This is a genomic window from Wujia sp. (assembly GCF_056872695.1).
On the sequence record NZ_DBMFCD010000011.1, the window covers coordinates 36,677 to 52,421 of the forward strand.

Below are 15,745 nucleotides of genomic sequence, written 5' to 3' on the forward strand. Positions count from 1 at the left end.
TAAAATGTCAACAACAGTCATTGTTTTAATTGTAATTGGTTTAATTTTTATTTTTGTCAGTTTTGCTCTCTCAGAGAAGCTCTCTGAGGAAAGAGAGGAAAGCACCGGCGTGGTGAAGATTCCGAAGGAATTGACACAGGAGCAGAGAGAGAAGATTGACACGCTGATTCGTGATTATATGGATCAGCAGGTGGACGGAAAGCTCGCAGATATTGAGACACGTCTGGCAGAAATTGTAAACCAGAAGACTCTGGCACTTGGTGATTATGCAGTGTCTGTCAATGAGGAAATCGACCGTAACCATAAGGAGGTTGTATTCCTGTACGATATGCTTTCTGATAAACAGAAGGAGATCATGACTACAGTTAATATGATTGACGAGTATAAGAAGGAAATTGCTGCGATGGTACAGGAGCAGGCAGCGCAGAACATTGTCAGAGACAGCCAGAGTACACCGGCACCAGCTGTTGAGACGGAGGCGCAGGAAGTAGCACAGTCAGAGGAACAAGCAGAGATGGAACCGGGCCTGGATGATGCAATCCGGGATTTAGAGGAGACACCGCTTCCGGAAGAGACAAGAGAAGAATTGGAGAATGTCGACAACAAGGATATGATTTTAGAGATGCATAAGGCAGGACTCAGTATTCTTGAAATTGCAAAGCATCTGGGACTTGGTGTTGGTGAGGTAAAACTGGTAGTAGACTTATATCAAGGAGAGGCAAAGTAATGAAGAGAAAATATTTTGTACGCGGACTTGGTGTCGGTATTTTATTTGGTGCGTTGATCATGTTTGCCGCATATATGACTTCTGGTAAGAACCACATGAGTGATGAAGATGTAATCAAACGGGCACAGGAACTTGGAATGGTAAAACAATCGGAGTATGTTTTAGAGTCCGATGTCACATCTGAGAATACAACAACAGAGGAAATCAAGACGGAGGCAACCACGGAGAAGGTGACAACGGAAGCAACAACGACAACGGAGGTAACAACAGAAAAAACGACAGAGGCAGAAGCAACAACCGAGAAAACAACGACGGAGAAAGCAACAACCGAAGCTGCAACTACAGAGCAGACGGATACAAAGACGAAAGCTACGATCACGGTAAGTGGAGGAATGAGTTCAGAGACAATCTCCTCTCTGCTTGAGAATGCAGGATTGGTTGATTCCGCATCAAAGTTCAACAGCTTTCTGGTGCAGAATGGATATGATAAAAAGCTTGAGACAGGCAGTTTTGATATTTCCGGTGGTATGACATATGAAGAAATTGCCAAGATATTGACAACAAAATAGTAAAAACACGGAAATTATCAAAGAAAATCCATAGAAAACAAAAAAAGTGCTTGTATGCACTTTTTTTTTATGTTATAATCGGCTTCGTGTGAAAAAACATGTGAGTGAATCGGCAGAAAGGGTGCCATATAACGCGATGGTTTTCTGCTAGACAGCTTGACACACGGCTGTAAGAAGCTCACAGAAGAAAATATTTTATAACCCAGGAGGTAAGTTATGAGCGTTATTTCTATGAAACAGTTACTCGAGGCAGGTGTTCACTTTGGACATCAGACAAGAAGATGGAACCCTAAGATGGCTGAGTATATTTATACTGAGCGTAACGGTATCTACATTATTGATCTTCAGAAGTCTGTTGGCAAGGTAGACGAGGCTTATAAGGCAGTTCTTGACTGTGCAGCAAACGGCGGAAAGATTCTTTTCGTTGGTACAAAGAAGCAGGCACAGGATTCTATCAAGGCTGAGGCTGAGAGATGTGGTATGTACTATGTTAACCAGAGATGGTTAGGTGGTATGCTTACAAACTTCGAGACAATCAAGACAAGAATTGCAAAGCTTGAGAAGTACGAAGCAATGGAGCAGGATGGTACATTTGATGTTTTACCTAAGAAGGAAGTTATCGAGATCAAGAAGGAGATGGACAAGCTTCAGAAGAACCTTGGCGGTATCAAGGATATGAAGGACATTCCTGACATGATTTTTATCGTAGATCCTCGCAAAGAGAGAAACTGCGTACATGAGGCACATACACTTGGTATTCCACTTGTTGGTATCGCAGATACAAACTGTGATCCGGAAGAGCTGGATTATGTAATTCCAGGTAACGATGATGCTATCAGAGCTGTAAAACTGATTGTTTCTAAGATGGCAGATGCTGTTATCGAAGCTAATCAGGGTGCAGATGTAGAGACAGCAGAGGAAGCTGAATCTGCAGAGGTTGACGCAGAGCAAGAGTAAGAAGTATCGGTTTAGGAGGACAAGAAAATGGCAGCTATTACAGCTAGTATGGTAAAAGAATTAAGAGAGATGTCTGGCGCTGGTATGATGGATTGTAAGAAGGCTCTTACAGAGACTGACGGCGATTTTGACAAGGCAGTAGAGTTCCTTCGTGAGAAAGGACTTGCAACTGCTGTAAAGAAGGCAGGAAGAATCGCTGCAGAAGGTATCGTTATGACAACTGTTGTTGATGGCGGTAAGAAAGCAGCTATGGTTGAAGTAAATGCCGAGACAGATTTCGTTGCTAAGAACGAAGTATTCCAGACATATGTAAAGGAAGTTGTTGATCAGATCGTTTCTACAGACGTTCAGGATGTAGAGGCATTGAAGAATGAGAAGTGGGCACTTGATCCTTCTATGACAGTTGCTGAGAAGCATGCTGCTATGGTTGCAAAGATCGGTGAGAACATGAACATCCGTCGTTTTGCCAAGATCAACACAGATGGACATATCGTTTCCTATATTCATGCAGGCGGAAAGATTGGTGTATTGGTTGAGGCTGATACAGATGCATCCGGTGAGGCTATTGACGAGTGCATGAAGAATATCGCAATGCAGGTTGCAGCTATGAATCCAAAGTATGTTTCTACAGATGAAGTATCTGAGGAGTACAAGGCTCACGAGCTTGAGATTCTTGTTGCACAGGCAAAGAATGATCCTAAGAATGCAAACAAGCCTGATAATATCATTGAGAAGATGGTTCAGGGACGTCTGAACAAGGAACTCAAGGAAGTTTGTCTGCTTGAGCAGGAGTATGTAAAGGCTGAGAACAAGGAAAGTGTTGCTCAGTACGTTGCAAACGTAGCAAAGGCGAATGGATGCAAGCTTGCAATCAAGAAGTTTGTTCGTTTTGAGACAGGTGAAGGCCTTGAGAAGAAAAACGAGGATTTCGCAGCTGAAGTAGCAGCTCAGATGGCTGGAAACTAAGCAATAAAAAAGATTAATAGAACGCCTGATATACCGCTTTGGCATGTCAGGCGTTTTTTCAATTTATAAATGAATCGGAGATGAAAGACATGAAGAAATATAAGATGCTTATTTTTGATATGGATGGAACGATTTTGTACACCTTAGAGGATCTGAAGAACACGACTAATTATGCGCTTAACGAGCATGGATTTCCGGAACGTACATTGGAAGAAGTACGCCGGTTTGTCGGAAATGGAATTCATAAGCTGATTGAACGTGCGGTTCCGGAAGGAACTTCGGATGCAGATATCGAAGCTGTGTTCACAACATTTGAAATCTATTATAAAGATCATTGCATGGATACAACAAGGCCATACGATGGCATCAATGATCTGCTTACGAAGCTACGTGCGAAAGGTTATATGACTGCGGTTGTGTCAAATAAGGTGGATTTTGCTGTACAGGATCTTGTAAAAGATTTCTTTGCCGGCCAGTTTGACATTGCAATCGGGGAACGCGAGGGTGTGCGTAAGAAACCTGCACCGGATTCCGTATATGAAGTATTGAAAGAATTCCATCTTGGTAAGGATGAAGTAATCTATATCGGTGATTCGGATGTGGATTATGCAACTGCAAGAAATGCGGGCGTAGACTATATCTTAGTGGAATGGGGCTTCCGTGACCGGGCATTTCTAGAGTCACTTGGTGCAACTGTATTCGCGAAGAAGCCAGAGGATATTCTGGACATAGTTGATAATGTGTAATATATGTGAAAAGAATATGAATTGTTAGCACTTCCTATTGCTGAGTGCTAATATAAATGCTATAATATTTCGTGTTCATAAAAGGTTTTTACGGAAAATGGAAAGGAGCATGGAATGTTACGTATTTTTAAGAATTTCCGGAAACGGGAAGTGGTATTGGCTCTTTTCAGTGTGGTATTTGTAGTGGCACAGGTCTGGCTTGAGTTAAAACTGCCGGATTATATGCGGGAAATTACATCACTGATTACGACACAGGATAGTGCAATGCATGATATCCTGATTGCAGGCGGTAAAATGTTACTTTGTGCGTTTGGCAGTTTATTGGTAACGGTACTGGTAGCTGTCTGTGCATCACGGATTGCTTCGAATTTCAGTGCAATCGTACGTGGGAAGTTATTTGACAAGGTACAGTCTTTTTCGATGGAAGAAATCGGACGGTTTTCAACAGCGAGTCTGATTACGCGTTCTACAAACGATGTGACTCAGGTACAGATGTTGATTGTAATGGGTCTGTCTATCATGTTGCGAGCACCAATCATGGCGGTGATGGCTATCTTGAAGATTGTTGATAAGAGCTGGCAGTGGACACTCTCCACGGGCGTTGCGGTTGTTGTATTATTGGTTGTCGTTATTATATGCGTCAGCTTATGTATGCCGAAGTTTAAGCGCTTACAGAGTCTGACGGATGATATCAATCAGGTAACACGTGAGAATCTGACCGGTTTGAACGTTGTTCGCGCCTATAATGCAGAAGAATATCAGGAGGAGAAGTTCGAGAAGGTCAACAAGGATCTGACAGATACCCATTGGTTTACATCAAAGACTATGGCCTTCATGATGCCGACAATTATGATGATTATGAATGGCCTTTCGCTTGCTATTTATTGGATTGGTGCGGTTTTGATCAATGATGCACAGGATATGCAGGGAAAATTCACGTTATTCTCGGATATGGTTGTATTTTCCTCGTATGCAATGCAGGTTGTCATGTCGTTCATGATGCTGGTTATGATCTTCATTATGCTGCCACGTGCGTCGGTTGCTGCAAAACGTATCTTAGAGGTGTTAGACACTGAGCCATCCATCGAGGATGGAACGAGAGATACGTTCCCGATTATGAAGGATGGAGAAGTGGAATTTAAGGATGTCAGCTTCAAATATCCGGACGCAGAAGAGTATGTGTTGGAACATATTTCTTTCTCGGCAAAGAAGGGAGAGACGATTGCATTTATCGGTGCAACCGGATGTGGCAAGAGTACTGCTATCAATCTGATTCCGCGGTTTTATGATGCGACAGAGGGTGAAGTGTTTGTCGATGGCGTGAATGTTAAGGAATATACGCAGGAGACGTTGCATAACAAGATTGGATATGTCAGCCAGAAGGCAATTTTGTTCTCCGGAACAATTGCAGACAATGTGGCATATGGCGAAAACGGAAAAGCACCTGCCACACAGGACGACATTGCGATGGCGGTAAAAGTAGCGCAGGCAAGTGAATTTGTGGAGAAGAAGGATCAGGGCTATGACGGGTATGTGGCTCAGGGCGGCTCAAACTTCTCGGGTGGACAGAAACAGCGTCTGTCGATTGCACGTGCGATTGCCAGACAGCCGGAGATCTTGATCTTCGATGATTCGTTCTCGGCATTGGATTATAAGACAGACCGTATCCTGCGGGAAGCACTGCGCAAAGAATGTAAGGATGCGACGAAGATCATCGTAGCACAGCGAATCGGTACAATCCGTGACGCGGACAAGATCATCGTGTTAGACGATGGACAGATTGTCGGTATGGGAACGCACGACGAACTTATGAAGAACTGCGAAGTGTACCAGGAAATCGCATATTCTCAGTTATCAAAGGAGGAGCTTGCATAATGAAAAAAGATAATTATGAAGTAGGTCAGAATAATCGTGCTCCAAAGGTTCCTCGTCACGGTCCGGGCAGAGGCATGCGCCCTGGCGAAAAAGCAAAGAACTTCAAAGGTACATGGGTAAAGCTCCTTACTAACTGTAAGAAATACTGGGGTGCTATGATATTTGCGATTATCTGCGCAGGCATTGGAACCGTATTAACATTGATCGGACCGGATAAATTATCCAAGATGACCGATCTTATCACCGAGGGTGTGATGACCGGGATTGATATGGATGGAATCAAACGGATTGGAATTACGCTCATCTGCTTCTATGGATGCAGTGCGTTGCTATCTCTGATCCAGAACCTGATCATGGGTTATGTAACACAGCAGGTATCAAAGGGACTCCGAAGCGATATCTCTAAGAAGATCAACCGCTTGCCAATGTGGTTTTACAATCAGACATCGACCGGGGATGTGTTATCCCGCGTAACAAACGATGTTGATACGATTGCCCAATCCTTTAATCAGAGCATGGGAAATCTTGTGACAGCGGTTACGCTGCTTCTTGGTTCGCTGATTATGATGATAAAGACAAATATCATAATGACGGTTGCAGCGATACTTTCAACGCTGCTGGGCTTTGTATTCATGACTCTGATTATGAGCAAATCTCAGAAATATTTTGCGAGACAACAGATGCATCTGGGGGAAATCAATGGACATGTTGAGGAGATCTATGCCGGACACACAGTCGTGAAGGCGTATAATGGCGAGAAAAAATCAAAGGAAACGTTCGATAAGATGAATGAAAATCTGCGTGACAGTGCCTTTAAGGCGCAGTGTCTCTCCGGACTTATGATGCCACTCATGACATTCATCGGTAACCTTGGCTATGTGGCGGTCTGTATTGTCGGTGCGCTTCTTGTAATGAATGATAAAATATCATTTGGTGTGATTATTGCGTTTATGATGTATGTACGTTACTTTACACAGCCACTCAGTCAGATCGCACAGGCGATGCAGGCACTGCAGTCTGCGGCTGCTGCCGGTGAACGTGTATTTGAGTTTACCGACGCAGAAGAGATGGAAGATGAGAGCACTAAGACGAAGAAGCTGAACGATGTGAAGGGTGAGGTATCCTTTGAGCATGTCAAGTTTGGCTATAAAGACAGCGATAAGGTTGTCATCCATGATTTTTCAGCTGTAGCAAAACCGGGACAGAAGGTTGCAATTGTCGGACCGACCGGTGCCGGTAAGACAACGATGGTGAATCTTTTAATGCGGTTCCATGAGATCTTAGATGGTGATATAAAAATTGATGGTGTATCCATCAAGGATATGACGCGGGAAGAAGTACACGACCAGTTCTGTATGGTATTACAGGATACATGGCTTTTTGAAGGAACGGTTCGTGAGAATCTCGTATACAGCCAGGAGAATGTACCGGAAGAAAAGATTGAGCAGGCGTGCAAGGCAGTTGGCTTGCACCGATTTATCCGTAGTCTGCCGAAGGGCTATGACACGGTGTTGAATGATCAGGTTAACCTGTCACAGGGACAGAAGCAGCAGCTTACCATCGCCCGCGCGATGATTGCAGACCGCCCGATGCTTATATTAGATGAGGCGACAAGCTCTGTCGATACGAGAACCGAGCTTATCATCCAGAGAGCCATGGACGAACTGATGAAGGGAAGAACTTCGTTTGTAATCGCACACCGGCTTTCTACAATCAAGAATGCTGATCTGATCCTTGTATTGAAGGATGGCGATATTATCGAGAGCGGTACGCATGAGGAGCTGCTTGCGAAGAAGGGCTTCTATGCGGATCTCTACAACAGCCAGTTCGAGCAGGCGTCATAAAAATAAATTTGGAATCAGGACAATCGCTCCCTGCATACATTTATGTGAATGTATGTAGGGAGCTTTTTATATGAGAAAGATAACGGCAAGGAGAATCCGGCAATCCGTTGTTGCAAGTGTTGTCGGAGTGACATGTATTTTTTTCTGTGGAAATCTGGAGACTACATTTGCAGAAACAGCAACTGTGACAGATGCGACAGCGGGGGATGCAACGGCAGGAGATGTAGGACAGAATATAGATATTCAGTCTGAAGGCGTCATGACAATCGGAGATGCAGTTGTACAGACCGATACAAGAGAAACAGATTCAACACAAACAGATGCGGCAGGAACGGTTGCAACTGGCAAGGATAGTAAAATTGATGGCATTTCTGTGCTGAATGCTCAGGAGGCAGGTTTACAGGTAAGCAGCAAAAAATATGAAGGAGAATATCACATAGATTACATTTTGTCACATTGCAGTTATTTTGTACAAAGTGACCTCGAAGGAGATACTGTCGCAGATACAGTTGGCACGATCATAGTTGGAAATCGTCTGAATCTGAAAAACAGCGTTGGAAAGGTAAAAGCAGCAGCGTCCTATGCAAGGTACCTGATTGATCTTAATGATTATCTCGTTGATTCATGGAATGACACGACAGGAATTGATACGAACTTTTATTATACAGAAAGTTATCTGTCCTACAAGGACTGGCTGACAAACCGCATGGTAAAGGTTGCAGATAATTATATCAATATGGATGAGGCATTTGCAGTGATCAAACAGGAATCCCAGGCATTGGAAAAAGCAGGGCAGGCCGGATATGAGGAACAGGGTAACCTGATTATTGATTTTTCCAATTCCAGAACAATAACAGTCAGCGGAGAACAATTTTCAAGTGCAAGGCGTGTGATCCTGAAAAATGTAACTGCGGAGGACATTTTCTCGAACGCGTATACAATCTCTGTTTCAGGGGATGGAGATTATGCATTGGATACTTCGAAAATTGAAATTGGAGGTACGGCTTTAAACAATAATTATTTCCTTAATCTGGCGAAAAACAGACCAGGCGGTGTGCAGGGCGGCCAGTATTACAATGGCGGATTTGGATTGGTCTGGAATTTCCCGGATGCAAAAAATATTACAGCGAACTTTTTGACCGGACATATCATTGCACCATCCGGAAATGTTTCGCTGATTGGAGGCAATCACGAGGGACAGGTAATTGCACAAAATGTAAAGTCAAGTTCGGAGTCGCATTTCTACCCATATAATGTTACTACAACAGAAACAACCACGACAGAAGCAACCACGACGGAAAGTACGACGACAGAGACAACAACGACAGAAACAGCTACGACGGAAAGAACAACGACAGAGACTACGACGACAGAAACTACAACAACTGAGGCAGTAACAACTGCAGAGGGTACTGCAATCACAGAAGAGACAACGACAGAAAATGTTATTACAACGAGAGCAACATTAATTGTATCACCAAAAGCAAGCTCTACGTCAAGACCGGTTCCGGAAACTGAGATATGGGCGGAAACGGATGAAGTGAGAACCGGGGATTCCATGGCTCTTGGAATAGTTGTTACATTGTTGGTTGCATCTGTGGGAGGAGTTTTATTGTTTGCTGTACTTCATGAACATAAAAAGAAATAATCTGCATATAAGTAATTATAAGAGATGGCGGATGCGTGACAAATGCAGAGAACGAAACGATATCTGACAGTAATTCTGGTGGTGGTATGCCTGCTCCCTTCCATATGTGTAATGCGGAGCGGGCAGGCAGCTGTCTGTCTGCCTGAACAATCTAATTATGAAATTGAAAAACGTGCATGCTGGATTTCCTATATCGATATAGAAGAAAACCTGGCAGAAAAAAGTGAAGCAGCATTCCGGGCGAAAGTACATGCTATGTATGAGGAAGTCAAAAAATATGGTATGAATACAGTAATCGTACATGCACGGGCGATGGGAGATGCTTTCTATCCATCCGAATATTTCCCGTATTCCGAATATTTGTCTGAAACCCGGACTTATCCGGGTTATGATCCATACGCAATTATGGTTTCAGTTGCACATGAGGAGGGACTTTGCTTTGAAGCATGGATCAATCCTTATCGTCTGTCTATGGGGGAAGAGACAACCGTAAGCTTTGAAAATACGTCATTTTATACAGAATATCAGTCTGTGATATTGGAATATAAGGGGCAGAATGGTACATGTCTGGCACTGAATCCGGAAAATCCGGAAGCACAGCAACTGGTCATAGATCAGGTAGTTGAGATTCTGGACCGGTATCCGGTCGATGGAATCCATTTTGATGATTATTTTTTCGTTGATGGCATGCAGGATAGCTTGTCGCAGGAAGAAAAGATGCTGGCCGTCAATGCGTTGATACAGAATGTGTATCAGACAATCAAACAGAAAAATCCGGATTGTGAGTTTGGAATCAGTCCGGCAGGGAATCCGGACTATGCGCGTAGCCAGGGGGCAGACATTGACACATGGCTTTCGCAGGATGGGTATGTTGATTATGTCATGCCGCAGATTTACTGGACGGATCGTTATAAGATAGGGGATGAAGAAGTTCCGATGTTTTCTAACCGGTGCGAGGAGTGGCTGAAACTACGCACAAATATGCGAATTAAACTTTATATTGGCCTTGCACTTTACCGTGTTGGAGAAAATTCGAACACGGATTTGGACTGGTCGTTTCGCACAGATAATTTGGCAGGGCAATGTGCGCAAAGCTACGGTATGGGATATGATGGTTTTGCTTTATTTCGGTATGCATATCTCAGGGAGAACGGGGCACAGCAGGAACTTCGAAATTTATATGATTATCTGAAAAGGCAAACGGGGATTCTTACATCAGACCTGGATGCTGGTATTGTATATACCGCTCATACGTCAGAATTTGGCTGGCAGGAGGCAAAAACAGATGGCATTGTAGCAGGTTATCCCAGACAGGATTTGTTTTTAGCTGCTGTGCGTATCCAGCTTGGAGCCAACATGCCAGAAGGAAATGTGCGATATGTCGTAGAGCTGGCGCAGGGACCGAGTGAATGGTGTATGGATGGGGAACTGGCAGGAAGTGCAGAGAAGGCGAATCCATTGCTTGGAATCCGCATCAATCTGACGGGGGAAATTGCTGAAACCTACGATATTGCTTATCGTGTGTATGTATCTGAACAGGGATGGACCGCGTGGGGAAGAAATGGTTCTTATGTCGGTGGAGATGCAATGCAGGCGTTACAGGTAAAACTTGTTAAAAAGACCGAATAAGTACTTGCAAAAGATTGAAAACATGTTATAATATATAAGACTTGAATACAGATGACGCAGAGTGGGTTATAAAAACCCACTCTTTGTTTTTGAAAAGGCAAAAAAAGTCAGAAAGGTGGCAGACGTGAAAAAACAGGAAATTGAACAGCATTGCACTGAGCTTGTGACACCAATTATCGAAGAAAATGGGTTTGAGCTGGTGGATGTAGAGTACGTAAAGGAAGGCTCTGATTATTATCTGCGTGTGTACGCGGATAAGGAAGGCGGCATCAACATTGATGACTGTGTTCTGATCAGTCGGAGCTTGGAAGAAAAACTGGATGCTGCGGACCGGATGACAGACCCATATATTTTGGAAGTGAGTTCACCGGGACTAACAAGACCGCTTAAGAAGGACAAAGATTTTAAACGGAATCTTGGTAAGAAGGTGGAGGTAAAGCTTTACCGTGCGGTAGATGGCAGTAAGGAATTCGAGGCGGTTCTGATGGGATACACCGACACAACAGTCGCATTGCAGCTCGATCCGGCGGAAGAACCAAAAGAATTTTCAAGAAACGATATTTCTATGATAAGATTGGCATTTGAGTAGAAGAGGAGGATAAAAAAATGTCAGAGATTATTGATGCTTTAAATCAATTAGAGCGCGAAAAAAGTGTCAGCAAGGAACTGGTGATGGAGGCAATTGAGAAATCATTGGTTGCAGCATGCGAGAAAGATTACGGAAAGAATGTACTTGTGGAAGCACACATGGATCGTGAAACTGGTGCAATCACAGTTGTACGCAAGAAGGAAGTTGTCGAGGAAGTGGAAAATGATGAGAATCAGATTTCACTGACACAGGCAAAGGCAATGGATGACAAGTATGAGATCGGCGATTTTGTAGAGTATCCATTGGAGTCTATGGACTTTGGCCGTATGGCAGCACAGAAAGCAAGAAGCATTATCATCCAGAATATCAAAGAGGGTGAGCGTGATGCAATCTATGAGCGTTTTGCATGCAAGGAACATGATATTGTCAATGGTGTGGTACAGCGTTTCGTAGACAACACGATCTATATCAGCCTTGATGAGAAGACTGAAACAAGACTCAAGGAAAATGAACAGGTAAAATCGGAGCATTACAAGGTTGGCGACCATATCAAACTGTATGTGGTTGAGGTAAAGAAACCAGAGAAGAAAGAAAACAAGCGTAAGGACGGCAAAGATAAGAAGAACAATACAGGGATAAACATCCATGTATCCCGTACGCATCCAGAGCTTGTAAAGCGTTTGTTTGAAAATGAGATTGAAGAGATCCAGAATGGTGTTGTTGAGATCATGGGTATCTCCAGAGATGCAGGTTCCCGTTCGAAGCTTGCAGTACGTTCGTTAGATCCAAACGTAGATCCGGTTGGCGCATGTGTCGGTATGGCAGGTGCAAGAGTCAACACAATCGTCGATGATTTGAAGGGCGAGAAGATTGATGTTATCGCATGGGATGAGGATCCGGAGGTTTACATCAAGAATGCGCTTAGTCCATCCGATGTCATCTGGGTACAGGCATACACAGAGGAGCAGGATGGAAAGCAGAAGAAGTGTGCAAGAGTCGTTGTACCGGACGATCAGTTGTCACTTGCAATTGGCAAGGAAGGACAGAATGCAAGTCTGGCTGCAAAGCTGACTGGTTATAAGATTGATATCAAGAGTGAGTCGCAGGCACGTGATCTGGGTATGATTATAGATGATTATGATGAAGATTATGCCGCTGACTATGAAGATGAGGAGTAGATAACTTGGCAAAGCAGATACCGCTTCGACAGTGTGTAGGCTGTCGGGAGATGAAACCAAAGACAGAGCTTGTCAGAGTCATTAAGACGCCGGAAGATGAGATATGTCTGGACAAGACCGGAAGAAAAAATGGGCGAGGTGCATACATTTGTCTGAATCAGGCGTGCCTGGAGAAAGCAAAAAAATCAAAGGCACTGGATCGTTCATTAAAGACAGAGATTCCGGAGGAAATCTACCAGACCATCGCAGAGGAGATGATATAGTTGGTACAAAATCAGAATCGTGCGTTGTCTATGCTTTCAATTGCGGCAAAGGCAGGAAAAGTGCAGAGTGGCGGATTCCTGACCGAGAAGGCGATTCAGGAGGGCGTTGCATATTTTGTGATCATAGCAGAGAATGCATCAAACAACACGCAGAAGAAATTTATGGATAAATGTAAGTATTATGAGATTCCATATACGATCGCGTTTGACAGTACAACGCTGGGCAGACAGATCGGGAAACAGGATCGGACAGTACTTGCAGTGACTGATGCAGGTCTGGCAAAACAGATTTCTGACAAGTTGGATTAGTTTAAGATTGGAGGTGTAACCCATGAGAGTACACGAGTTTGCAAAACAGTTGACAGCAGAACTTGGAAAAGAAGTAAAAAGCAGTCATATTATTGATATATTGAGCAGCAAAAAAGAAGGGTTAAAAGCACAGAGCAGCATTGATGAGTCGATGATGAAATTTGTGCGGGAGTCTTTGGGCGGAAACAAGCCGGCTGAAGCAAAGAAAGAAACGCCAAAGAAGGAAGAAGCAAAGAAGGAGGCGCCAAAGAAAACAGAAGCTCCAAGGCAGGAAAACAAGAAAGCACAGCCGAACAACAATGCTAATTCCGGCAATCAGAACAACCTGAATAAGAAGAACAATAATAACAATAATAACAATAATAACCAGAACCGTAACAACAATCAGGGTAAGAACAATAACAATAACGGAAATAATCAGGGCAGAAATAATAACGGTAATAACAATAAGCAGAATAATAACCAGAACAATCAGGGGAAAAATAATGCAAACAAGCCTGCAAATGGCAACAACCAAAATGGTGCCAAGCAGGAGAGCCGTGGTACAAATTTCCGAAATGCGGTAAGCAATAACCGGAATACAAGAAATAACAACAATAATAACAATCGTTTTAATAACAATAACAACCGGAATAATAACAATAAGAATCATCAGCCTGCACCGAAGAAACAGGAACCGGTAGAACCAGTGATCAAGACAATCAAGCTGCCGGAGGTTCTGACTGTAGGTGAACTTGCAAGCAAAATCAAGGTGCCAGTTGCACAGCTGATCAAGAAGATGTTTATGGCAGGTAAGATGTACAATGTAAACTCTGATCTCCCATTTGATGAGGCTGCAGAGATTGCTCTGGAATATAACTTTATTGCTGAGGAAGAGGAAAAGGTCGATGTGATTGAAGAACTTCTCCGTGAGGAGGAAGAGGATGAGGCAGATATGACCTCCAGACCACCGGTTGTCTGCGTTATGGGACACGTTGATCATGGTAAGACATCGCTGCTCGATGCAATCCGTAATTCTGATGTAACGGCTGGTGAGGCCGGTGGTATTACACAGCATATCGGTGCATCTGTAGTATCGATCAATGGACAGAAAATTACATTCTTAGATACACCGGGACATGAGGCGTTTACAGCCATGCGTATGCGTGGTGCACAGTCCACAGATATCGCAATTCTGGTTGTAGCAGCCGATGATGGTGTTATGCCACAGACGGTAGAGGCTATCAATCATGCAAAAGCAGCTGGTATCGAGATCATCGTTGCAATCAATAAGATTGATAAGGAAAGTGCCAATATCGACCGTGTAAAGCAGGAGTTGATGGAATATGAGCTGGTACCAGAGGACTGGGGTGGTTCAACAGTATTCTGTCCGGTATCTGCACATACAAAAGAAGGTATTGACAATCTTCTGGAAATGATTATTCTGACCGCCGAGATTCTGGAGCTTAAGGCAAACAAGAATCGGAAGGCACGCGGCATTGTAATTGAGGCACAGCTTGACAAGGGACGTGGTTCTGTGGCAACTGTATTGGTTCAGAAAGGTACTCTGCATGTGGGAGACTGCCTTGCAATCGGTGATGTACATGGAAAGGTTCGTGCAATGTTTGACGACAAGGGACGCAAGGTGAAGGAAGCAACACCTTCTATGCCGGTTGAGGTACTTGGCTTAAATGGTGTTCCGAATTCCGGTGAAATTGTGATTGCTACAGAAAACGAGAAGGAAGCGCGTACGATTTCTGAGGCATTTATCAATCGGGGTAAGGAGAAGCTGATTGCTGATACAAAACAGCGCATGTCTCTGGATGATCTTTACAACCGGATTCAGGAAGGCAATGTAAAGGATCTGAACCTCATCATTAAGGCAGATGTACAGGGTTCTGTAGAGGCAGTCAAGCAGAGTCTGCTCAAGCTTTCCAATGAGGAAGTGGCTGTCAAATGTATCCACTCTGGTGTTGGTGCCATCAATGAGAGTGACGTGATTCTTGCTTCTGCAAGTAATGCGATTATCATTGGATTTAACATCCGTCCCGACAACCAGGCAAAAGAGGTTGCAGAGCGTGAAAAGGTTGATATCCGTCTGTATCGTGTTATCTATAATGCAATCGAGGATATTGAGAGTGCGATGAAGGGTATGCTTGATCCGATTTTCGAGGAGAAGGTTATCGGACATGCAGAGGTTCGTCAGACTTACAAGGCCTCCGGTGTTGGTACAATCGCAGGTTCGTATGTTTTAGATGGTACAATACAGAGAGGCTGCAAGGTTCGGATCAGCCGGGAAGGTGAGCAGATCTTCGAGGGCGAGCTTGCATCTTTGAAGCGTTTCAAGGATGATGTAAAGGAAGTTAAGACAGGATTTGAATGTGGTCTTGTTATGGATGGATTCAATGATATCAAGGAAGGCGATATTATTGAGGCATATATTATGGTTGAGGTACCAAGATAGAA

The 15,745-nt window shown here is 43.7% G+C and carries 14 protein-coding genes; all 14 read left to right on the forward strand.

Annotated features, from left to right (window positions below):
* Positions 1 to 4 precede the first annotated feature (4 nt).
* Positions 5 to 727, forward strand: a complete 723-nt coding sequence (locus ACZQK9_RS10720; RefSeq protein WP_483270552.1) for a DUF6115 domain-containing protein — start codon at positions 5 to 7, stop codon at positions 725 to 727.
* The gene (locus ACZQK9_RS10725; RefSeq protein ID WP_483270553.1) at positions 727 to 1,296 is read left to right on the forward strand and encodes a hypothetical protein; all 570 of its coding nucleotides are present in this window, start codon (positions 727 to 729) and stop codon (positions 1,294 to 1,296) included. Before ACZQK9_RS10720 ends, ACZQK9_RS10725 begins: the two co-directional genes overlap by 1 nt.
* 216 nt (positions 1,297 to 1,512) lie before the next feature.
* Positions 1,513 to 2,253, forward strand: coding sequence for a 30S ribosomal protein S2 (gene rpsB / locus ACZQK9_RS10730; RefSeq protein ID WP_483270554.1), 741 nt, complete (start codon positions 1,513 to 1,515; stop codon positions 2,251 to 2,253).
* 27 nt (positions 2,254 to 2,280) lie between these two features.
* The gene (gene tsf, locus ACZQK9_RS10735; protein ID WP_178017353.1) at positions 2,281 to 3,219 is read left to right on the forward strand and encodes a translation elongation factor Ts; all 939 of its coding nucleotides are present in this window, start codon (positions 2,281 to 2,283) and stop codon (positions 3,217 to 3,219) included.
* 89 nt (positions 3,220 to 3,308) lie between these two features.
* Positions 3,309 to 3,965, forward strand: a complete 657-nt coding sequence (locus ACZQK9_RS10740) for an HAD family hydrolase (protein WP_216507175.1) — start codon at positions 3,309 to 3,311, stop codon at positions 3,963 to 3,965.
* 114 nt (positions 3,966 to 4,079) lie between these two features.
* Entirely contained in the window at positions 4,080 to 5,840 is a 1,761-nt protein-coding gene (locus tag ACZQK9_RS10745) for an ABC transporter ATP-binding protein (RefSeq protein WP_483270555.1), read from the forward strand.
* A complete protein-coding gene (locus ACZQK9_RS10750; RefSeq protein WP_483270556.1) occupies positions 5,840 to 7,684 on the forward strand; it encodes an ABC transporter ATP-binding protein in 1,845 nt (614 codons plus the stop codon). Before ACZQK9_RS10745 ends, ACZQK9_RS10750 begins: the two co-directional genes overlap by 1 nt.
* 70 nt (positions 7,685 to 7,754) lie before the next feature.
* Complete coding sequence (locus tag ACZQK9_RS10755) at positions 7,755 to 9,332, forward strand: collagen-binding domain-containing protein (protein WP_483270557.1); 1,578 nt, start codon at positions 7,755 to 7,757, stop codon at positions 9,330 to 9,332.
* A gap of 42 nt (positions 9,333 to 9,374) precedes the next feature.
* A complete protein-coding gene (locus tag ACZQK9_RS10760; RefSeq protein WP_483270558.1) occupies positions 9,375 to 10,961 on the forward strand; it encodes a family 10 glycosylhydrolase in 1,587 nt (528 codons plus the stop codon).
* Between the two features lie 124 nt (positions 10,962 to 11,085).
* Positions 11,086 to 11,550: a ribosome maturation factor RimP gene (rimP, locus tag ACZQK9_RS10765; protein ID WP_178017398.1), complete on the forward strand. Its 465-nt coding sequence runs from the start codon at positions 11,086 to 11,088 to the stop codon at positions 11,548 to 11,550.
* Positions 11,551 to 11,567: 17 nt separating this feature from the next.
* Complete coding sequence (nusA, locus tag ACZQK9_RS10770) at positions 11,568 to 12,728, forward strand: transcription termination factor NusA (protein ID WP_178017347.1); 1,161 nt, start codon at positions 11,568 to 11,570, stop codon at positions 12,726 to 12,728.
* Positions 12,729 to 12,733: 5 nt separating this feature from the next.
* Positions 12,734 to 12,991 carry an RNase P modulator RnpM gene (gene rnpM / locus ACZQK9_RS10775; RefSeq protein ID WP_178017346.1) on the forward strand — a complete coding sequence of 86 codons (258 nt, stop codon included), beginning with the start codon at positions 12,734 to 12,736 and terminating at the stop codon, positions 12,989 to 12,991.
* Positions 12,992 to 13,300, forward strand: a complete 309-nt coding sequence (locus tag ACZQK9_RS10780) for a L7Ae/L30e/S12e/Gadd45 family ribosomal protein (protein WP_483270559.1) — start codon at positions 12,992 to 12,994, stop codon at positions 13,298 to 13,300.
* A 22-nt stretch (positions 13,301 to 13,322) separates the two neighbouring features.
* On the forward strand, positions 13,323 to 15,743 hold the full coding sequence (gene infB / locus ACZQK9_RS10785) for a translation initiation factor IF-2 (protein ID WP_483270560.1): 2,421 nt from the start codon (positions 13,323 to 13,325) through the stop codon (positions 15,741 to 15,743).
* The last annotated feature ends 2 nt before the right edge of the window (positions 15,744 to 15,745 follow it).